The organism is Anabaena sp. PCC 7108 (assembly GCF_000332135.1).
Taxonomy (GTDB): domain Bacteria; phylum Cyanobacteriota; class Cyanobacteriia; order Cyanobacteriales; family Nostocaceae; genus Anabaena.
In genome coordinates, this window is sequence record NZ_KB235896.1 from 14,021 (window position 1) to 35,370 (window position 21,350).

Consider the following 21,350-nt stretch of genomic DNA (forward strand, 5'->3'; position numbering starts at 1 on the left):
AACTCAATTACTCATAACTGATTACTCATAACTCATGACTCATAACTCAGCACTCAGTACTTTTAGATGATAGTTCCATCCTGAATTACGGCGTTTTTCAGTACAACGACAATCCCACTGCGAATGTAGAAGCCTTGACTTTCTCGTTCGGCTTCTTGCACATTGTCTTTATTGATAATTTTCACATCATGACCGATGCTGGCATTTTTATCAATAATGGCACGACGAATGATCGTGTCTGTACCAATGCCTACGGGGATATCACCTACTTCTAGGCTACATTGGCGTTCTACAGAGGGTTGGTAATAATCTGCACCCATGAGTAGGGATTCTTCAATCACACAGCCAGACTCAATGCGCGATCGCACTCCCAAAACTGAATGCTGAATCCGGCAATTTTTCAAAATGCAACCGTCACCAATCATTGATTCTGTGATTTGGCAATTTAGCAGTTTCGATGGAGGTAAATACCGAGCGCGAGTATAAATTGGCGCTTTTTCGTCGTAGAAACTAAAGGGCGGTAGTGGTTGTCGAGTCAGGGCTAAATTGGCTTCATAAAAAGCTTCGATAGTCCCAATGTCTTCCCAATAGTCATCAAATAAGTAGGCTTGAACGTTGTGATCTTTAGCTGCATCAGGAATAATTTCTTTACCAAAATCAGTCCGTTCTAAAGACTCTTTCAGCAACTTGATCAAAACATCTTTTTTAAAGACATAAATCCCCATCGAGGCGATGTAGGGTTGTAATTCAGCCTGTTCTTTAGTTAACCCTAGAACAGTAGTATCAACCCGCATATTAGCTAAAGCGTCACCTTTGGGTTTTTCGCTAAAGTCAATCACCCTACCAGAGTCATCGATTTTCATCAAGCCAAAATCCGACGCACGGCGATTGTCTATGGGAATGACAGAAAGGGTAATATCAGCATTTGTATCTCTGTGGCGCTGGATAAACAGACGGTAATCCATGCGGTACAGATGATCACCGGAAAGAATCAGAAATTCATCTACATCCCAATCTTGCAACATCCAGATATACTGACGTACAGCATCAGCCGTACCTTGGAACCAGTTGGGGTTTTCTGGGGTTTGTTGTGCGGCTAACACTTCCACAAAACCATCACTAAACCCACTAAAGTTGTAAGCACGGGCAATGTGACGATTCAGAGAAGCAGAGTTAAATTGAGTGAGAACGTAGATTTTAAAGATTTCTGAATTGATACAGTTGCTAACAGGGATATCTATTAAGCGGTACTTCCCAGCAACTGGTACTGCTGGTTTAGCACGGAGTTTGGTTAGCGGATAAAGTCGAGTACCCGCACCCCCACCAAGAATGATTGCTAAGACTTTTTTCACAAAATTTCTCCGAACTGCCTTTCAACTCTCACCTACAGTTTAGGACTGTATGTGGCAGCTGATAAGGGGGGATCAAAGAATCTTGGGGAGGAATTTTTGAGAAGGGGGTTAAGTACGCAAAATAGAACTGATGTATTAATGATGGGGGGAATGGAGAGAATTAAGTGCGATCGCACTTTAACCCAATCTTAAAGACTAGTTAACAGAAAAAAACCTCGAATCATAAAAACTCTGCGTACCTCCGCGCTAACCTCTGCGTTAAAAAACTCTACACTTACTAAAATGGCACTAATACATCATACTCAGAACGCAACTTATGCAAATTCACACCCCAGACTGGGTAAAACACGCAGTTTTCTACCAAATCTTCCCCGACAGATTCGCTAAAAGCCAACAACCACATAAACGATTATTAAATAATGCAAAATGGGAAAATTGGGATGCAAAACCCACACTCCAAGGTTATAAAGGTGGAGATTTATGGGGAATTTTAGAACAATTAGACTATATTCAAAGTTTAGGAATTAACGCCATTTACTTTACACCCATCTTTCAATCAGCTTGTAATCACCGCTATCACACCCATGATTACTATCAAGTTGATCCAATATTGGGAGGAAATGAAGCCTTTAAAGAATTGCTAGATGCAGCCCATCAACGCAATATTAAAATAGTTCTCGATGGCGTTTTTAATCATGCGAGTCGGGGTATATTCTTTTTTCACGACATCTTAGAAAATGGACCACATTCACCTTGGGTAGATTGGTTTAAAATCGAAGGTTGGCCGCTTGCACCATATACAGGTGATGCACCTGCTAACTACGAAAGTTGGGCAGGAATTCGCTCTTTACCAGTATTTAACCATGATAACCCAGATGTGCGCGAATACATTATGGAAATTGCCGAATATTGGCTTAAATTCGGTATTGATGGTTGGCGATTAGATGTACCTTTTGAAATCAAAACTCCTGGGTTTTGGCAAGAATTTAGAGAAAGAGTAAAAGCCATAAATCCCGATGCTTATATTGTCGGAGAAGTATGGACAGATTCCCGTCAATGGTTAGATGGAAACCAATTTGATGGGGTAATGAATTATTTATTTACTGGTCCGACTATTGCCTTTACCGCAGGTGATCGTGTAGACTTAGAACAAGTAAAAGGACGGGATTATAAAACCCATCCACCATTATTTGCTGCTGACTACGCCGAAAAAATAGAAGATTTATTAAAACTTTATCCTTGGGAAATTCAGCTAACACAACTTAATTTATTAGCAAGTCATGATACAGCCAGATTAATTACCATTGCAGGTGGTGATATTGCAAGTATGGAATTAGCAACTTTACTGTTATTGACTTTTCCTGGTGCGCCAAGTATATATTATGGTGATGAAGTTGGTTTACCTGGTGGATTAGATCCCGATTCTCGTCGTGGTTTTCCGTTAACAGAAAATTGGAATTTAGAAATTCTTGATCTTCACAAACAATTAATTTCTCTGCGTCATCAATATCCAGCTTTGCGAATTGGTAAATATCAAATTCTTTATGCACAAGGAGAATTATATATCTTTGCCAGAACTTTAGAAACTGAGGAATTAATTATTGCTGTGAATGCGGGTACAGAAACTGCAACAGCTAACGTAGATTGTAGCAGTTTACAAACTCAACCGCATCAAGTTTTATTTGGTAATGGAGAAATTGAGTGGAATAGTAAAAATCTTGGTTTAACTATTCCTGCGCGTACTGGTTGCATTTTGGGTTAAATGTCGAAATGTCGGTGGAAACGATTGTCTATTTTATCTGTTTTTTGCTGATTACAAGTTAAGCAGAGAGTTTGTAAATTACTAATATCGTTTTTACCACCACGAGATAAAGGGATAATATGATCAATGCTGAGATGAGTTTCTCCAGAGATTTTACCGCAGCTTTGACATTGATATTTATCCCTTTGGAAAACGTAGGTTCTGACTTCTGGGGGTATGGGGATTCGTGGAGTTTTATTCATGTTTTTGTTTCGCGCAAAGTCGCAAAGGGGCAAAGTCGCAAAGGTAAGAGTTATGATGTAGCATCATTTATCATACGTCGTAAATCATCAAGTGGTGATTCTGGTTCTTCAATTTCTGTTATTTGTTCAAGTTCTCGTTCGTCAGGACAAAATTCTAGAGATACCTCAAGATTAATTCTGACTTTTCCTTTTTGCCATCCTCCAGAACGCAATTTGAGTATTTCACATGGTATTCCTTCATCAAACCATTTTTCATAAAGGATTCTATCCAGACTGCCAGTTATCACTCCTTTCTTGCCTATATGTTGTCTATTTATTGCAGGGATATTTAAATTTAAATTTTCACTTTTGAACAAGTTTGTTAAGTCCTCTCCTAATTTTTTTTTATTGAATAAGTTCTTGATTTTTTCCTTTAATTTCTGGATCTTAAACATTGCAGCACCACAAGAGATTGCATCATCCTCACTACAACTAATAAACTTAAACTTATCTTCCATATCTTTCTTCCTTTGCGTCTTTGCTTCTTTGCGACTTTGCGCGAAACCATAAAATTAGGTGAACACTGAAAACCCTGAATTCACCTAAAATATTATACTTCTTCTTCACCAATTAATTTAGCTACATCACCCTCATAGAACCACGAGTTACACCCAATTGATTTTGCAATTTCAACTCTCTCCAAATTTGAGAACCTGTGATTTCTCCTTGCAAAAGTTGTTGATAATAATCTATTGTTTTGATCACTTGTTCTGGTGTTTCGTTGAGAAATTCAATTCTCAAATGTTGTAAACCCAAACTTATTAATCTTTGTACATATTCTGCACCAGTTTGTGCAGTGCCGTTATATACTGTATTTCGACATCCTGAATCTGCTTTAAGGATGTGTTCACTACCTACTCTATCTTTAATTTTGACTTCTTGTTTTTCACAAGGTCTACCACAATTGGTGTAATCTGTTCCTGTAGAGAGGAAAGCGCAAAACACGCAATGTTCCATATGAAACATTGGTATATGTTGATGTATTGTCACTTCAAAATTTTGTGCTGGGAAATTTGTAATTAAATCTTCAAGTTGGTTAATATTTAGGTCGTAAGATGCTGTTAATCGTTCTAAATTAAAGCGTTGTTCAAAGTAATCTGCTGTTAAAGGATTAGCAATATTTAAGGAAAAGTCAGCCACACATCTTTCATCAGCAAAATATTCTAATTGGTCATAATTTCTGATTAAATAACCATCAGCATTCGCAGCGCGAACTTGTTTTAAAATCCAGGTTTCTCCAGATTTAGTTATCCGAGGTGGTGCTACAAAGATGCTGACATCTTCTTTACATTCCCGCACTATTTTTACTGCTTCTTGATAATTGCGAGGATTTTCAAATTCACAATAAACTGTTTTGATATCTGCTGTTAATGCTGCTTTTAGTTGTTTGATATTTCTAACTAAAACAATCAGAGAAGGTAAAGCTGGAATAGGTGTAGATTTAGAAGTAATTAAATCTTGCCATTTTGCATGATGATTTAATTGCCAAAATTTGGGTTTCTTCCTTAATTCTTCTAATTGAGAGACTATTTCCCGACGCATTCGGTTTAATTCACTCACGGGTAACATGATATTACCGTTGAGATGATTAATGAAATTGTCTAAATAGAAAGGAGTATTTCCTAAACGTCCAAATTGTTCTTTTATCCTTTCTGTAGTCAGAGGTTTGGTGTGTGCTTCTACAACCAATATTTCTGATTCTACTTGAACTATATTACCAAATTCATCACGAGCGATAGCAATTAATTTATCGCCAATTTCCCCATATACCTCTATATTAATAGGTTTAGGAAAATGTGGATTTTCTCCAGCATAACTTTGACGGATTTGTTTATCTAGTTCTGGATCATTTGTCTTCCAAACTTTATCACCTATATTTATCCGTCGAAAGTTCAAATTATTTTTGCCAAAACTTAATATTGCGTCTTTACCTTTTTGGATAACTGCATATATTCTTCCCCCTTCTTCCTTGGTTTCTGGATGTCCACAATCAAAAACAATCCCGTCCCCTGGTTTAACTGGTGCTTCCAGTTTCACGGTAATTTGTTCATTGTAAATGCGGGTAACTTCTCCTAAATAAACACCGCGTTTTTTTCCAAATCTCGCGTGAACCAGTTCTTGATTATTAATTCCCTCAAACCAACCTGTGTAGAGTCCGCGAGAAAATGCCATTTCTAAATTATATTGGTCTTTTCTCCCATCAAATACCTTTTGTAGAGATTTTGAATGCAAAGTCTCGATATTAATTGTTGCTATTCTATCTAATGCTTTTCGATAAACTTGGGTAACGTTAGCAACATATTCTGGTGCTTTCAAACGTCCTTCTATTTTTAAACAAGTAACTCCAGATTTTACTAATTCAGGTAATACTTCCAACCCGGCTAAATCTTGAGGACTAAGTAAATATTTGCGATTATCTAAATTGACAATTTCTCCATCTGCAATTAAATCATAAGGCATTCGGCAAGCTTGAGCGCATTCTCCCCGATTTGCAGAACGTCCTCCTAATGCTTCACTCGTTAAACATTGTCCAGAATACGCGACGCACAAAGCACCGTGGACGAAAACTTCTAAAGGTAAAGAAGTATTCTTTTGGGTAATTTGTTGTTGAATTTTATTAATTTCTGTAATCGAACATTCCCGCGCTAAAACTACCAATTGACAACCGAGAGATTTTGCAAATTCTACCCCCGCAGCACTGGTAATAGTCATCTGTGTTGAAGCGTGAATAGGAAAGTCTGGGGAAAGATGACGAATCAGCCGACAAATTCCTACATCTTGAACGATGACAGCATCAACACCCGCAGAAATGATGGTTTTGAGGTATTGCTGTGCTTCCGTCAGTTCCTGGGGGAAAATCAGGGTATTCAGGGTGACGTAACCTTTGACTCCGCGTAGGTGCAGAAATTCCATTAATTCAGGTAAATCTGCTTCTGTGAAATTCTCAGCCCGCATTCTGGCGTTAAACTTATCTAAACCAAAGTAAATTGCATCTGCACCATTTTCTACTGCGGCTTTCGCGCATTCCCAATTACCCGCAGGTGCTAAGAGTTCGGGGAGTTTGAGGATAGGTGTGGAGATGCTTGTCATTTGCTTTAGTCTGAGTGATGTGAGTTTATAGATTGTATCTAAGTTTTTTTGAAGATGGGGGGGTTTGCTTATTGAAAATATTACAAAATTATAAGTCGTATAAATTCTTAAACCAATTTATAAATCCTTGCACTTTGGGAGTTTGTGGATTTAAAATATTGTACTTGATAGCTTGATGTATTTGTCTCCCTGGTTCATCTTGCCATGCTAACCAAGTGTAAATTTCCGCTTTATCAATATAAGATTCTTTAAATGTTGCTCCTTTATTTTTTGCCTCTTTTGCTACCTCCTGTGCATATACCCAAAGTTCTTCTCCTTGTTCTGGAATCATATAACCTAAAAAAGTTTCTAACATCCCTTCTATGATGTTATCTGGCATAAGCCAAACACCAAATTTCTTATCATCTGGTGTGTTAATAATTAATCCTGTTTCTGGTATTTCTTCAGGAAGATTAGGAATATTTGACACACAAGCATTTCTGATACTTTGCCAACGTAAAGACGCATCATCATCTGCATCTACCATTAAACCTAAATGTGTGCATCTTCCAGTTTGTAATTCTGTATATATAAGATCAGCAGTAATGTTTTCATAACCTCCACATTCTTGAATTGATATAATTGATTCTTCTTTCTTTTCACCCCAAGTAATTCCATTTTTTTCAATTAATTCTGGTATAACTCGTAAATCATCTTGACCTTCAACTAACAACTTCTTGGGGTTATAATGTTTTGCCATTGCTAACGTACCTCAAGTTCTCTTTCAGCAGCAATGGCAATTTGCTTTTCAGTAAAAACTATACTTTTTTCTTTACCTTTTTCAATTCTATGAATTCTAATACCATCATCAGTTGCATCTTCTTGTTCTGCGATATCAGCTAAACTTTTCCAACAATCACTATTATGTGTAGTTGCAAAAACTTGTACATTTAATTTTTTCGCTGTATCCCAAATCATTTTCCACATATCGGACATAGCAGTAAAATGAAGTCCTGTATCTATTTCATCTACAAATAAATAACCATCTTTAGCGCATACGGTAGACAATGTAAGTCCTAAAATCCTCCAAATTCCATCTCCCATACTACCAATTGGTACACGCTTACCATCAGAAAGAAGCACAAGAAAACCACCCCGCGAATCTAAGGAATATCTTAATTTTTGAGAACTAACTGGAGCAATACGTTGAATTTTAGAGTCTATTCTCTGAAGTGCCTCCTCTACAATTTTTTCTTTAGGGGTTAATACTAACTGATCAAATAGCTCAATCATTTCCTCAGTTTTTAAAGAAGATGATTTAATAAATTGCGTTTTTGGTGTTCTACTTGCACTTAAACTTTTCCTATGACGGAACATCATAATAGAGTCTATAGGAAGTCCACCGTCAGGTGATATATATAATGGTAATTTCTCTGATGGTTGCTCATCTCGTATCCATGTAACAATAAAGCCAAGTTTCTTTAAATCATCAAAAAATTCATCATTTGAACTAACTTGTTTTTCGGAAATATTAGTTTCATCATAACCATAGCTGGTATTATTTGCACGAAGCATGGCTATCAATATATCAAATTTTTCCTGAGTATTGTCGTTAATAACTGATATAGAAAGTTTGCTCCCAGGTTCTATCTCATGACCATAAAAAAGGTGACGAATATCAAGTTGACGCTCTCCTTTACCATCATCACTCCACAAATACTCACCTCGGTTAATCATTATCTCACCAAGTGGTTCAAGATTAGTACCTGAACATAAAAGTTGAATAGCTTCCAGTATTGATGTTTTTCCGCTATTATTGTCACCAACAAGCAGATTAATTCTACCAAGCTGCTGAAGTTCAAAAGATTTGAAACCTCGAAAATTCTCTATTTTTACGCTCTTCAACATAACTTTCCTAACTAGAGACAACAGAGCAAGAACTGTTATTCATATCAGCACTGCTGACACCTCCTACTCTAGCAAAAATAGAAAATTATCAATAGTTGTATAAAAAATTAGATAGTAAAATGTAAAAAAGTATAATAGATACCCTAAATAATCTACAATCAGGAACTAAACTGTTTTCTTGCCCTAACTCGGTAAAATAGTATATTTATGCAAATTAATGTCAAAATATTTACTGTTAACAAGCGGTTTCCCTTAACAATTAGTCGAGGAACAACGGCACAGACGACAAATGTATGGGTGCAAATTTCCGAAGATGGAATTGCAGGTTGGGGAGAAGCATCACCCTTTGGTGTTGGTAATCATCGGCAATCTACTGATACTATCCAAGAAAGTTTGCTGCAAATTACACCAATATTGCAAAAATTCCACCCTTGGCAAAGGCAGGAAATTGAAGAATTATTAACTCAAAAGCGAGTTCCATCGGCTGTGAGGGCGGCTTTAGATATGGCGCTGTATGATTGGATGGGTAAGAGTGTAAACTTACCTCTGTGGCAAATTTGGGGGTTAAATCGAGATGCTATAGTCCCCACTTCGGTGACAATTGGCATTAATTCCCCAGCAGGTGCAGCGGCTAGAGCGCGAGACTGGTTACAATTTATGGATGTTGGTTTGTTCAAAGTCAAGTTAGGATCGACCGAAGGAATAAATGCCGATAGACAAATGCTATTAGCTGTGCGTGAAGAAATTACCGGAAAAGAGTTATTTGTAGATGCTAACGGTGGTTGGAGTTTAGCAGATGCGATCGCCATGTCTCTTTGGTTAGCTGATTTGGGTATAAAATATATAGAACAGCCATTACCACGTGGACAGGAAACACACTTAGCCACGCTCAAGGAGCATTCACCTTTACCCATCTTTGTCGATGAAAGTTGCTTTACTAGCGCAGATATTCCCGAATTAGCCAATTATGTAGATGGAATTAATATCAAATTGATGAAATCTGGTGGATTAAGTGAAGCCATGGGAATGGTACATACAGCAAAGGCGCATGATTTAAAAGTGATGTTTGGCTGTTATTCTGATAGTACTTTGGCAAATACAGCAGCATCACAGCTTGCACCCCTAGCTGATTATTTAGATTTAGATAGTCACCTGAACTTAATTGATGACCCATTTACGGGTGCATTAGTCAAAGAAGGACGAATTTTGCCGAACGATTTACCTGGTTTGGGGGTACAATATAGTGCGTTTGCCGCTTAATCAAAGAACAGCAATTTTACTGCATGAAGGACTGAGTGGAACTAATGGTAAAACGGGGTTATCAATTTTACGCTACAGTGAAGCCCCAGTTGTGGCAGTCATAGATCGGGAATCTGTTGGTAAATCTTTACCAGAATTAACAGGTATCAAGCGTGATGTGCCGATTGTAGCATCTTTAACCGCAGCGTTGCAGTACAATCCAGAAGTGCTGGTAATTGGTATCGCTCCCAAAGGTGGTTTAGTCCCAGATAATTACTGGCCTGACATTAAAGATGCTCTAAAAGCAGGAATGTCTTTGGTGAATGGTTTACACACACCTCTAGCTAATATCCCGGATTTAAATGCTCTACTAAAACCAGGACAGATCATTTGGGATGTGCGAAAAGAACCAGCTAATTTAGATGTAGCTTCAGGGTTAGCACGGAGTCTTCCCTGTCGTCGGGTATTGACGGTGGGTACGGATATGGCTATTGGCAAAATGTCCACTAGCTTAGAATTACATTGGGCTGCAAAATTGCGAGGTTGGCGTTCTAAGTTTTTGGCAACTGGTCAAACTGGGTTAATGTTAGAAGGTGATGGTGTCGCTTTGGATGCTGTCCGCGTGGACTTTGCTGCGGGTGCTGTAGAACAACTAGTGATGCGGTTTGGTAAACACTACGATATTCTGCAAATTGAAGGACAAGGTTCTCTATTACACCCTGGTTCAACAGCCACTTTACCGTTAATTCGAGGTTCTCAACCAACCCATTTAATACTAGTTCATCAAGCCGGACAAACTCATAATCGCAATAATCCTCATGTGCCAATTCCACCTTTACCAGAAGTAATTCGGATGTATGAAATAGTGGCTAGTGCGGGGGGTGCTTTTGCTAAAGTTCCTGTGGTGGGAATAGCTTTGAATACTAGATATTTAGATGAATCTGGGTCTAAGGATGCGATCGCTCAAACTATAGCTGAAACTGGTCTACCTTGCACAGACCCTGTGCGTTTTAATGCTGGAGTTTTATTAGATGCAGTGATGCGGAATTAAACCCCTCATACAGACGTTGTAGACAACATCTCTAAAAAAAGAAAAAAAATTAACTTCTGATGCGAACCAAATATAAAATTCTCCGTCACTGGAGGTATGAAGAGATTTTAGAGGTTAAGTTATGTTATTTTCACCACGCCAAGTTTTATGTTTGAGTAGTCTGAGTTTATCCTTATTTCTTGGCAATTCTGTAGCCTTTGCCCAAACTGACAGTGTTGTTGTACCAACAGTACCTTCAGGCTCATCAACACCAGTAGATACATCTACAGATACGCCGATTAATACTACCTCTGATAATGGGGCAAGATTTAGCTGCCAATTTTATAATGGTAAATATACCGTTATGTATCAACCACAAAGTCAACCAGGGCAATTCTTTGCTTGGGCTGCACCAGCTTCTTTAGGTGGTGGTTGGACTCCCCAAAAGCGTTGTCAAGCGATCGCCTCTCGTTTAGAATTATATCGCCCCGATGGCTTACAAGAACTAGATATAGCCAGAGAAAATAACGAAAACATTATCTGTGTCACCACTGAAGCTAACTCCGCTTGTCGAATTCTCCTCACAGTCCCCCGTGATAAAGACCCCTACGCTATTCGCAGTAGTGTTTTTAACAACTTATCCAGTGCTGACAGCGGACAGCAAACCATAGCTGTGAATACTTATACCAATCGGAGTGGGGGAAGCACAAATGAATTATACAATTTAGGTCGCACACTCCTAGGTGGTAACAACCGGGTAAATTCATCCAGAGGTGGAATTAATTTGAAACCTTTCCTAGATCCCCAGGATGGTGGTACAGCCAAAAACCTCCGAAATGGTGTATCAATTGGTCGTCAGTCTCAACCACAGAACCGTACCATTCTCAATCCTCGTTTATTCCGCTAAGTTGTTTTCGGTTAACTCATCATTAATAAGTACAATTTTAGCTTCTTTGTTTGTATGTATAAAGAAGCTTTCGCATTTTGTTAGTCTTAAACCCTAAATATTATAAATTTTCAGTAAAAAAATTATCCTCTTTCTCGACGATTACAGGTTTTCATCTTACAGTAAGTGATGAGAAGTTAACAAACATCAGGATTTGTCTAGAGCTAAGGGTAAGACCATTAGTTTCTAAGTGACTGTCATCTAGACTAAATAGATCAACGTCAATAATTAAAAGTTTGTAGTCAGGGCTTCAGCCCTAAACCAACTTACTTAGCAGAATTTGACTGTTTCTTTGTGGCAATTTTGAGTTTAGATAAACACAGTGTAAACATTGTAACCAGGAACAAATTATGACAATATCATTTAGCGCACCCAACGACTTAACCACAGGAGATCGCCCCTATTCATTAGCTGTGGGAGATTTTGACAAAGACGGTAATCTCGATGTAGCAGTAGCAAATGCTGATGATAAAACTGTCTCAATCTTATTGGGTGATGGTGCAGGTAGTTTCAGCTTATTCGGTAGCTATGATGTAGGGTCTACATTGAATCCGATTTCCATAGCTGTATTAGACTTGAACGGTGATGGCAACCTAGACATAGCATCAGCAAACGTAGACTTATTAAATATTGCTGTTGCTAACAGTGATGTCTCCATCTTATTGGGTGATGGTACAGGGGCTTTCAGCACAGATCCCATCAACTACCCCAATTATGATGTTTCAGGACCAAGTGGACTGAATGCGATCGCATTAGGCGACTACAACAATGATGGTATTCTCGATTTAGCAGCGGGTACAATTTTCAGCCCTAACGTCTCAATTTTCTTGGGCGATGGTGTATCCAACTTTTCAACTTCTTTCACATACAATGTTGGACAGGATACTCGTGCGATCTCTCTCGCTGATTTCAACGATGATGGTATTTTAGACCTAGCACAGGTTAAGTCTAATCAAAGCAAAGTCTTTGTGGCATTAGGAAGTAACCCAGGTAGCTTTGGTGAACCAACTTCCTTTGGCACTGCTGAGGAATTCATGGTAGGCGCACAACCTCGGTCAGTAACCATAGCCGACATCAACGGTGACGGATTACTCGACTTATTAGTAGGAAATAGTGATGATGATAATGTTTCATTACTATTAGGCGACGGTACAGGGGATTTCGGCACTGCCACTAACTATACTGCGGGCGATGGTTCTCGCGCTGTAGCCGTAGCAGACTTTAACGATGATGGCAAACTTGATCTCGTAACAGCTAACGAACTCGCAGACAATATTTCGGTACTGTTGAATACAACTATCGGAGACACTTTTGTTGGGAATACTGGTGATAACTTCTATGTTGTTGATGATATAGGTGACATCATTGAGGAAAGTCCTAATGGTGGCACAGATACAGTCAGATCCTCGGTTACATACACTTTAGGTGACAACGTAGAACGTCTGACTTTAGCTGGAACCAACAATATTAACGGTACAGGTAACGACCTAAATAACAACATCACAGGTAATATTGGTAATAATATCCTTGATGGTCGTGGTGGTAACGATTCTCTTTATGGTGACGCAGGTGATGATACCTTAATTGGTGGTGATGGCAATGATAACCTCTTTGGTGGTGAAGGTGCTGATGCTCTAATTGGTGGTAACGGCAATGACACTTACTTTATCGATGATATGGGTGACACCATTACCGAAGATGTCAATGGTGGTATAGACACAGTTAACTCCTCAGTCACCTTCACTTTAAGCGACAACGTAGAACGTCTGACTTTAACTGGAACCGACAATATCAACGGTACGGGTAACGCCCTGAACAACAATCTCACAGGCAATTCTGGCAATAATATCCTGACGGGGAATGCTGGTAACGACTATCTTTACGGTAACGCAGGTGATGATATCCTCATTGGTGGTTTGGGTAATGACACACTCTTTAGTGGTGTCGGTAATGATATTTTCCGCTTCAATAGCGCAAATGAAGGACTTGATAGAATTCAAGACTTTGTAGTTGGTACTGACGTTATTCAGATATCTACTAGTGGTTTTGGTGTTGCTTTGACTGTAAATGCCTCTCTTGATGCTTCTGCTTTCCGTTCTGGTGCAGGAATAACCACAGCTAATAACAACGTACAAAGATTTATTTACAACACTAGCAATGGTGCTTTATTCTTTGATGCTGACGGTAATGGTGCTGGCAATAAGATTCAGATTGCTACACTTTCTGGACTACCTACTCTGAGTAACACTGACATTTTTGTGATTGCTTAATCTAACAAGTCTAATTTAATACCAGTTTAATACCAGCCCTGACTCTAAAAGATGGGGTTGCTTATAACCAAGTCTGCTCAGGCTGTGAGGCTTTGAGCAGTCAGAAGATCCCTCTACTCCACTCTAAAGCTTCACCTCGGTTTGTGTACCCACAGACGTTTCTGGGGTGAAGCTTTTCATAACTTAATGAAGGTATTGTCAGGAGATAATTGATTTCGTGAAGTTACTGGCTAGATTTGAAAGTTTTGTTGACTTACTGCCAGTTTAAGCTTGCAATTTTAGAAAATTATGATAGTTTGGTACGGTATATCCAAAGACGGATGCCTTTGTTACTAAGGTTGACAAGAGCATATTCGGTTTCTGCCGTGATATCCAAGAAATGTCTAAGCTCATAGTGACAAGTCTAGGGAAATAAGTTACAGATAAACATCTAACCTTAACCCATAGATAAACTGGCTGCAATCTGTTTCTATTATCTTTTTGACAACAATTAATAACGGTGGGAAATCTGCTTACAAGTGATATGAATTCAGTTCTGCAATTTGGCGATAGCATACTCACAGCCTCGGAAGTTCTGCAATCATTGGCGAAATACCAGTTGATGCCGCTATTGATCAGAGAGGTGGTCATTGATAGCGCGATCGCACAGATTGAGTGTACGCCACAAGAAGAGCAACTTGCTTGTGAACAATTAGCCCAACAATATCAAGGGCGACAAGAACAGGAAATAAGTTCCGAACAGTTAAATACTCTCGCTATTCGCCAATTAAAAGTAGAGAAGTTCAAAGAAGCGACTTGGGGACTAGATTTAGACTCTTATTTTTACCAACGCAAAGCTCAGTTGGATCGAGTTATCTATTCCTTAATTACCACTTCTGATATCGGTATTGCCCAAGAAATCTACTTCCGCATTCAAGAAGGAGAACAGTCCTTTGCTCAACTAGCGCGGGAATACGCAGAAGGACCAGAAGCCCAGACAGATGGTTTAGTTGGTCCTGTAGAATTACAGTCTCTTCATCAATCTTTGGTCAAAATTTTATCTGTAAGCCAACCGCAGCAAGTTTTTCCGCCCACTCAAATAGGAGATCGGATAGTGATTGTGCGATTAGAAAGATTACTACCCGCTCAACTGGATAGGCAGACGCGCCAAAGATTACTAAACGAACGTTTTCAAGGTTGGCTACAAACACAACTAGCGGCACAAAACTGGCAAATTCAACAATCAGAAGTGTAAATTAGCTGGAATATTAACCATAGTAAATTAATTCATTTTCATAAACATGACTTATATTAAGAACTCTTTTGAAGAATTTCTCACCACTGTTGAAGGCTTTGAGCAATTATCAGCAGCGGCAAAAAACAATCTACTATCACAACAACAAGCTTTACGCTACCGGATAGGTCAAAAAATAATTAGTAAAGAAAAGCTACCTGACCGCATAGCAATTTTGTATGAAGGACGAGTGCGGCTGTTGGCATATGACCCTCAGACCCAATTGCCAATTACCTTAAAAATACTAGAACCGGGAGCAATACTGGGCGAAATTAGTTTATTGCGGCAGATTGCTTGTGAAACAGCGATCGCATCCACCGAAGTCATCTGCTTAACTTTTAGTACAGCCGATTATTTACGTCTTTTTTCCCAGAATCCAGCATTTGCCCAAGCGCGTCAAAACTCTAGTCACATCCTAGAAATATTCGACATTCTCAGCCCGGAGTTAGCCCAACAAGCTAATGCTGGTTTAAATCTCAAAAAAATCACTCAACAATCTTTATTAAGGGCGAAAATACATCATTTACCCCCAGGAAAAACCCCTTTTAGCCAACTAGACACTGACAGTATCTGGTTTGTTAGCGGTGGTGGTACAGTAGCTAATTTTCCGCCCAGTTCTCGGTTAGAATCCAGTAGCGCCAAAGATGTTTTGGAAGTAACTGGGAATATTCCAGCCCGGTTAGTTGGTATAAATCCCATAGATTTATTATTTCAGGATGATCATCAAGCAGAGCAGGAAATTCCATTATATGAAAGAGCAATTACAGATGAGTTAGAAATTCCCTACGCCACAACAGAGGAAGTTTTACCATCACCCGCCGACACACCACAAGTTAAGCAAAAACATCAAAACTATCCATTTTTTCGCGGACAAGGCGAATTAAATTCTGCCTTGGCTTGCTTCCAAATGGTCGCCAAGCACTTAGAAATCCCCCTGCGGAAAGAGGTAGTGCGTCGCATCTTAAACGAACAAATTAAACGCCAAGCTGGTATATCCTTTCAACTTTGCGCTTATTTAGCCGAATTAATTGGACTTAAGTCCCAATTAGTAGATGTTCCCGCTGCTTCCATCACACGCATCCCTACACCAGCACTAATTCAATATAGTGATAGTTATGCTGTTATCTATGCAGTAGATGCCAACACAGTGGTTTTGGGTGTGCCATCTAAAGGTATTATCCGCTGCAAACCGGGCAAATTACTAGCAGAATTAGAAACTGATGAAAGTAATTTGCAGCCGCAACTCAGGGTATTATTACTCAGTGCTACCCAAGAAACACCCCAAGAACGCTTTGGGTTACGCTGGTTTCTACCCTACTTATCAAAATACCGACGAGTACTCATAGAAGTCTTTATCGCTTCATTTTTCGTACAACTGGCAGCTTTAGCAAATCCCCTAGTTATTCAGTTAATTATTGATAAAGTCATCGTCCAAAATAGTATTAGTACCCTGAATATTTTAGGGGTTTTACTACTGGCAGTCGGTGTATTTGAAGCCATACTTACTACACTGAGGACTTACCTATTTGTAGATACCACCAACCGGATTGATATGAGTTTGGGGTCACAAATTATTGACCACTTACTCCGGTTGCCACTACGCTATTTTGAACGCCGACCAGTTGGTGAACTATCTACTCGCATCAATGAATTAGAAAATATCCGCCAGTTTCTCACAGGTACGGCGCTAACAGTAGGGTTAGATGCATTGTTCTCGATAGTTTATATCGTCGTCATGCTGTTTTACAGTTGGAAACTGACAGTGGTTGGCTTAGGAACAATTCCCCTGTTTGTAGTAATTACATTAATTGCTGCCCCCACAGTGAGCCGACAGTTACGTGCCAAAGCGGAACGGAATGCGGAGACTCAATCTTATTTAGTTGAGGTGATGTCGGGTATTCAAACGGTGAAAGCCCAAAATATCGAATTGCGATCGCGCTTTTCCTGGCAAGAACGTTATGCTCGGTTTGTAGCCGCAGGCTTTAAAACTGTGATCACTTCCACACTGGCGAATTCCACTAGTCAATTTCTCAACAAACTCAGCGGACTACTAGTGTTGTGGGTGGGAGCTTATTTAGTATTGCAGGGAGAGCTAACTTTAGGGGAATTAATCGCCTTTAGAATTATCTCCAGTTACGTTACTAGTCCAATATTACGTTTGGCGCAAATCTGGCAAAACTTCCAAGAAACTGGTTTATCTTTAGAACGTCTCAGCGATATTGTTGATACACCACAAGAAGCAGAAATAGATCGGAACAATATTCCTTTACCTGCAATCTCTGGTGCAGTCAAATATGAAAATGTTTCCTTCCGATTTGCCCCTAGTGGACCACTCCAACTGAACAATGTTAGCCTCGATTTCTCGGCTGGTAAATTTGTCGGTATTGTCGGACAAAGTGGTTCAGGTAAAAGCACAATGATGAAATTACTGCTCAGACTTTACAACGTCGAGTCTGGCAGAATTTTAATCGATGGTTACGACATTGGCAAAGTAGAACTTTATTCCCTCCGCCGACAAATTGGTGTTGTTCCTCAAGATCCATTGTTATTTGATGGTACAGTTCAGGAAAACATTGCCCTCACAAATCCTGAAGCGACAACAGAAGACATTATCGAAGCAGCCAGGATTGCCGTTGCCCATGAATTTATCATGAACCTGCCCAACGGTTATAACACGCGAGTAGGTGAGAGAGGTTCAGCCCTTTCTGGTGGACAAAGACAGAGAATTGCCATCGCCCGTTCGATTTTACAAAAACCTAAATTATTAGTTTTGGATGAAGCCACTAGCGCTTTAGATTATCCTACCGAAAGACAAATAGGACTAAATTTAGCTAGAGCATTTCAAGGAACTACCGTCTTCTTTATCACTCACCGTCTGAATACTGTTAGTAATGCAGATACGATTATTGTCATGGATAGCGGTAGAGTGATAGAGCAAGGTAGCCATCAAGAATTAATGACTGCTAAAGGGCATTATTTCTACCTTTATCAACAGCAAGAAGTCAATTTGTAATTTTTAGGGGTGGGATTTCTCCACCCTTGAAGCCAGTTATTTAAACTATTGACTTAAATTTTCCTATTGCTGAATGAATGTATGAATTTTTTTTTTCTCGCAGAGGCTCGGAGAGTAAGAGTTTGAGAGATGGAATTTTTGACTTTCATACCTCGATATGGCTAACGCCAAGTTTTCAATCCCAAATCTAAAATCTAAAATCTAAAATTGTTATGACTCAACTTAATGGTAATCACATTAACGGCAACGGCAACGGCAACGGCAACGGCAACGGCAACGGCAACGGTAACGGTAAAAAGCAAGCTGTACAACTACTGAAACCTCCCAAAAAAACCACCAAAGATTCTTTAATTAATGCCTATCAGGATAACTTTGAGTCTTCTGTAGTTTTGCGTCAATCTCCCATGTGGTCACGTACCATCATGATCACCTTAATGGGGTTAGCTTGTTTTGGGATTGCCTGGGCTAATTTTGCCAAAATCGAGCAAACAGTTCCCGCAACAGGTCAATTAAAACCAGAAGGAACAGTCAAAGAAGTACAGGCTCCTATTAGCGGTGTTGTTAAAGCCGTTTATGTTAAAGATGGAGAACAAGTAAAGCAAGGAGATTTACTCTTAACTTTCGATTCTATTGCCACCTTAGCTGAATTAAGTTCGTTAAATAAGATTCGCAGCGCCTTAATTCAAGAAAATAATATTTATCGGCGCTTAATGGGAGCAAGTACAGGTATAGAATCAGAAATAGACTTTTTACGTAGTAAATTGCCAGCCGAATCTGCTTTTCTTCTGAAAAGTCGCGCTTCACTAGTAGCAGCGAATGAACTACTACGCGCTCAGTTAAAAAATTTAGCACCAGATGCCGGAAATGGAGTCGATGAAGAACAACTTCTAATCACCGCTAAAACAGAATTAGATTCTCGGTCTGCCGCAGCTGAGTTAGAAGTTGAAAAAACTAGAAAGCAACTATCTCAAACAATACTAAAAAGAAAAGACACTCAAGATAGTTTGACAATTCAACAAGGTATTTTAGAGAAACTCAAAATCTTAGCAATCGAAGGGGGAATTTCTCAGCTTCAATACCTGAATCAGCAACAACAAGTGCAAACTCTCAAGGCAGAAATTTCACAATTATTTGAAGAAGAAAAACGCCTCCAGTTTGATATTCAGAAAAGACAAGAGGAAGTAACGAATACCGTGGCATCTTCTGATAAAAACATTCTGGATAGGATAGGTGATAACAAAAAACGCATTGCGGAAATTGATAGCCAGTTTATGAAGGTTATTCTCGATAACGAACAGCGTTTGGCAGATATCACCAGCAAGATTTCTCAAACACAATTAAACGTCAAATATCAAGAAGTTCGCGCTCCTGTGGCAGGGACTGTATTCGATACACAGGCTAAAAATCCTGGCTTTGTAGCTAACGCCACACAAAAGCTACTACAAATCGTGCCAAATGATAAATATGTGGCTGAGGTATTTATCACCAATAAAGATATTGGGTTTGTCCGCAAAGGCATGAACGTAGATGTGAGAATTGACTCCTTTCCTTTCAGCCAGTTTGGAGATATTAAAGGTAAGGTAATTGATATTGGTTCCGATGCTTTACCCCCAGATCAAAATCATCAATTTTATAGATTCCCAGCTACAGTCAGTTTAGATAGACAATTCCTGGCAACGCAAGGTAAAAATATCTCTTTACAGTCTGGTATGTCGATTACTGCCAATATTAAAGTGCGTGAAGAACGAACAGTTATGAGCTTGTTCACTGAAATGTTTACTAAGCAAATAGAGAGTTTAAATGAGGTGCGTTAGTATTTTGATCAAGCACCCCACTGTAAATTCTAATTAATTGAACTGTTCTAACAATGTCTCCGCAGAAGCATTGTGATCTAAGAAGGAAAATAAATGTCTATAGATTAATTTTCCTTCTTGGTCTAATACAAACTGCGCTGGCAAAGGCGCTCCTAGGGCTTGTCCTACTTGATATGTACGAAATACATAACAACTGGGGTCGCTTAATAAGGGCATTTTTAAGTCTAAATCTTTGACAACTATTTGACTTTGCTTTTTGTCAGTACTAGTAACTAACAAAACTTCTATGCCACGTTTTTTAAATTGTTCATATTTTGCATTCAGATCCTTGATGTGTGGATAGCAAAATGGACAATATTGTTTTTCTGTGAAAATCCGTGTAAAGGCAATGACAACAGGTTGTTTACCTTTAAAATCTGATAACTTTAATGTGCGATTATTTGTAATATCTGTCAATTTAAAATCTGGCGTTCCTACTCCCAGTCTGATTTCATCTAATGCTGGTTTGGGTAAAAAATTACGAAAGAACCGCTCATTAAATAAACCGGTAAAATCTGTTGAGGTAAGCATAAAGAATAAAATACTAAAAATATCGGGTAATTAATCAAAAGAGGCAGGATAAAATTAAATCAAAATTTTCAACCTCCTGCCTCCAGGATAGCTGCTCGCTATTTATTAAACAGCAGAGAAGTAGATTTTGGACTTGACTGGATCAGGATTCATGGTTTTGTCACCTGGTTGCCAACCTGCGGGGCAAACTTCATCGGGGTGAGACTGAACATACTGAAGTGCTTGTAGTGTCCGCAGAGTTTCATCAACACTGCGACCAAAGGCTAGGTTGTTGATGGTAGCGTGTTGGAGGACACCGTCTTTATCAATGATAAACAGACCACGTAAAGCAATACCAGCTGCGGGGTCAAGAACGTTGTAATCGCTACTAATTTCTTTCTTGATGTCAGAAACTAGGGGATAATTTAAGTCACCGACACCACCGGATTTGCGATCTGTTTGAATCCAAGCTAGGTGAGAAAACTCGCTATCAACAGAAACACCGAGTACTTCCGTGTTAAGCTTTTTAAATTCTTCGTAGCGATCGCTAAATGCTGTGATCTCAGTGGGACAAACAAAGGTAAAGTCTAAGGGGTAAAAAAACAGGACGACATACTTACCGCGATAGTCGGAAAGTTTAATGTTCTTAAATTCTTGATCTACCACAGCTGTGGCTGTAAAGTCTGGAGCCTGTTGGCCAACCCGGAGGCATCCTTCTGTTCCGTAAGTAAGGGTCATTAATCTAGTTCTCCTTCAACTTATATCCATTTTTTAGCGTTGGCATTCGGGTTAGTAAAAACTCACCCAGCCACGCTGTCACAGTTTAATTACGATCTGTTACGAC

16 protein-coding genes are annotated in these 21,350 nt (G+C 39.2%); 8 read left to right on the plus strand and 8 right to left on the minus strand.

The window, feature by feature from the left end:
• Window positions 1–62 precede the first annotated feature (62 nt).
• Complete coding sequence (locus tag ANA7108_RS0100810) at window positions 63–1,352, minus strand: glucose-1-phosphate adenylyltransferase (protein WP_016948852.1); 1,290 nt, start codon at window positions 1,350–1,352, stop codon at window positions 63–65.
• Between the two features lie 316 nt (window positions 1,353–1,668).
• On the opposite strand from ANA7108_RS0100810, the gene ANA7108_RS0100815 reads away from it, so the two are divergent.
• On the plus strand, window positions 1,669–3,114 hold the full coding sequence (locus tag ANA7108_RS0100815; protein ID WP_016948853.1) for a glycoside hydrolase family 13 protein: 1,446 nt from the start codon (window positions 1,669–1,671) through the stop codon (window positions 3,112–3,114).
• Here the strand turns inward: ANA7108_RS0100815 and ANA7108_RS0100820 are convergent.
• The 5 genes from ANA7108_RS0100820 to ANA7108_RS0100840 form a co-directional block, all read right to left on the minus strand.
• A complete protein-coding gene (locus ANA7108_RS0100820) occupies window positions 3,111–3,356 on the minus strand; it encodes an HNH endonuclease (RefSeq protein ID WP_016948854.1) in 246 nt (81 codons plus the stop codon). The genes ANA7108_RS0100815 and ANA7108_RS0100820 overlap by 4 nt on opposite strands.
• 50 nt (window positions 3,357–3,406) lie before the next feature.
• Complete coding sequence (locus ANA7108_RS0100825; protein WP_016948855.1) at window positions 3,407–3,853, minus strand: KGK domain-containing protein; 447 nt, start codon at window positions 3,851–3,853, stop codon at window positions 3,407–3,409.
• Between the two features lie 121 nt (window positions 3,854–3,974).
• A complete protein-coding gene (locus ANA7108_RS0100830) occupies window positions 3,975–6,485 on the minus strand; it encodes a U32 family peptidase (RefSeq protein ID WP_016948856.1) in 2,511 nt (836 codons plus the stop codon).
• Window positions 6,486–6,573: 88 nt separating this feature from the next.
• Window positions 6,574–7,224: a DUF3226 domain-containing protein gene (locus ANA7108_RS0100835; RefSeq protein WP_016948857.1), complete on the minus strand. Its 651-nt coding sequence runs from the start codon at window positions 7,222–7,224 to the stop codon at window positions 6,574–6,576.
• A gap of 2 nt (window positions 7,225–7,226) precedes the next feature.
• A complete protein-coding gene (locus tag ANA7108_RS0100840; RefSeq protein WP_016948858.1) occupies window positions 7,227–8,372 on the minus strand; it encodes an ATP/GTP-binding protein in 1,146 nt (381 codons plus the stop codon).
• 207 nt (window positions 8,373–8,579) lie between these two features.
• Here ANA7108_RS0100840 and ANA7108_RS0100845 point away from each other — a divergent pair, with 207 nt between their 5' ends.
• The 7 genes from ANA7108_RS0100845 (at window position 8,580) to ANA7108_RS0100875 (ending at window position 19,957) form a co-directional block, all read left to right on the plus strand.
• Window positions 8,580–9,632 (plus strand): dipeptide epimerase, encoded by a 1,053-nt coding sequence (locus tag ANA7108_RS0100845; RefSeq protein WP_016948859.1) that lies wholly within the window; start codon window positions 8,580–8,582, stop codon window positions 9,630–9,632.
• Window positions 9,616–10,662, plus strand: coding sequence for a DUF1611 domain-containing protein (locus ANA7108_RS0100850; protein ID WP_016948860.1), 1,047 nt, complete (start codon window positions 9,616–9,618; stop codon window positions 10,660–10,662). Before ANA7108_RS0100845 ends, ANA7108_RS0100850 begins: the two co-directional genes overlap by 17 nt.
• Window positions 10,663–10,783: 121 nt before the next feature.
• A complete protein-coding gene (locus ANA7108_RS0100855) occupies window positions 10,784–11,548 on the plus strand; it encodes a COP23 domain-containing protein (RefSeq protein WP_016948861.1) in 765 nt (254 codons plus the stop codon).
• A 389-nt stretch (window positions 11,549–11,937) separates the two neighbouring features.
• Window positions 11,938–13,857, plus strand: a complete 1,920-nt coding sequence (locus tag ANA7108_RS28080; protein WP_016948862.1) for an FG-GAP-like repeat-containing protein — start codon at window positions 11,938–11,940, stop codon at window positions 13,855–13,857.
• A gap of 523 nt (window positions 13,858–14,380) precedes the next feature.
• Window positions 14,381–15,091 (plus strand): peptidylprolyl isomerase, encoded by a 711-nt coding sequence (locus tag ANA7108_RS0100865; protein ID WP_016948863.1) that lies wholly within the window; start codon window positions 14,381–14,383, stop codon window positions 15,089–15,091.
• A 46-nt stretch (window positions 15,092–15,137) separates the two neighbouring features.
• A complete protein-coding gene (locus ANA7108_RS0100870) occupies window positions 15,138–18,143 on the plus strand; it encodes a peptidase domain-containing ABC transporter (protein WP_016948864.1) in 3,006 nt (1,001 codons plus the stop codon).
• 212 nt (window positions 18,144–18,355) lie between these two features.
• Entirely contained in the window at window positions 18,356–19,957 is a 1,602-nt protein-coding gene (locus ANA7108_RS0100875; protein ID WP_016948865.1) for an HlyD family efflux transporter periplasmic adaptor subunit, read from the plus strand.
• A 33-nt stretch (window positions 19,958–19,990) separates the two neighbouring features.
• Here the strand turns inward: ANA7108_RS0100875 and ANA7108_RS0100880 are convergent, their stop codons facing one another.
• Both ANA7108_RS0100880 and ANA7108_RS0100885 read right to left on the minus strand, forming a co-directional pair.
• Entirely contained in the window at window positions 19,991–20,527 is a 537-nt protein-coding gene (locus ANA7108_RS0100880) for a peroxiredoxin (protein WP_016948866.1), read from the minus strand.
• Between the two features lie 105 nt (window positions 20,528–20,632).
• Window positions 20,633–21,244 (minus strand): peroxiredoxin, encoded by a 612-nt coding sequence (locus ANA7108_RS0100885; RefSeq protein WP_016948867.1) that lies wholly within the window; start codon window positions 21,242–21,244, stop codon window positions 20,633–20,635.
• Window positions 21,245–21,350 lie beyond the last annotated feature (106 nt).

Bases quoted from the DNA above. Each gene is read 5' to 3' on its own strand.
- ANA7108_RS0100815 (WP_016948853.1), top strand. From the start codon at position 1,669: ATGCAAATTCACACCCCAGACTGGGTAAAACACGCAGTTTTCTACCAA.
- ANA7108_RS0100820 (WP_016948854.1), bottom strand. From the start codon at position 3,356: ATGAATAAAACTCCACGAATCCCCATACCCCCAGAAGTCAGAACCTAC.
- ANA7108_RS0100825 (WP_016948855.1), bottom strand. From the start codon at position 3,853: ATGGAAGATAAGTTTAAGTTTATTAGTTGTAGTGAGGATGATGCAATC.
- ANA7108_RS0100830 (WP_016948856.1), bottom strand. From the start codon at position 6,485: ATGACAAGCATCTCCACACCTATCCTCAAACTCCCCGAACTCTTAGCA.
- ANA7108_RS0100835 (WP_016948857.1), bottom strand. From the start codon at position 7,224: ATGGCAAAACATTATAACCCCAAGAAGTTGTTAGTTGAAGGTCAAGAT.
- ANA7108_RS0100840 (WP_016948858.1), bottom strand. From the start codon at position 8,372: ATGTTGAAGAGCGTAAAAATAGAGAATTTTCGAGGTTTCAAATCTTTT.
- ANA7108_RS0100845 (WP_016948859.1), top strand. From the start codon at position 8,580: ATGCAAATTAATGTCAAAATATTTACTGTTAACAAGCGGTTTCCCTTA.
- ANA7108_RS0100855 (WP_016948861.1), top strand. From the start codon at position 10,784: ATGTTATTTTCACCACGCCAAGTTTTATGTTTGAGTAGTCTGAGTTTA.
- ANA7108_RS28080 (WP_016948862.1), top strand. From the start codon at position 11,938: ATGACAATATCATTTAGCGCACCCAACGACTTAACCACAGGAGATCGC.
- ANA7108_RS0100865 (WP_016948863.1), top strand. From the start codon at position 14,381: ATGAATTCAGTTCTGCAATTTGGCGATAGCATACTCACAGCCTCGGAA.
- ANA7108_RS0100870 (WP_016948864.1), top strand. From the start codon at position 15,138: ATGACTTATATTAAGAACTCTTTTGAAGAATTTCTCACCACTGTTGAA.
- ANA7108_RS0100875 (WP_016948865.1), top strand. From the start codon at position 18,356: ATGACTCAACTTAATGGTAATCACATTAACGGCAACGGCAACGGCAAC.
- ANA7108_RS0100880 (WP_016948866.1), bottom strand. From the start codon at position 20,527: ATGCTTACCTCAACAGATTTTACCGGTTTATTTAATGAGCGGTTCTTT.
- ANA7108_RS0100885 (WP_016948867.1), bottom strand. From the start codon at position 21,244: ATGACCCTTACTTACGGAACAGAAGGATGCCTCCGGGTTGGCCAACAG.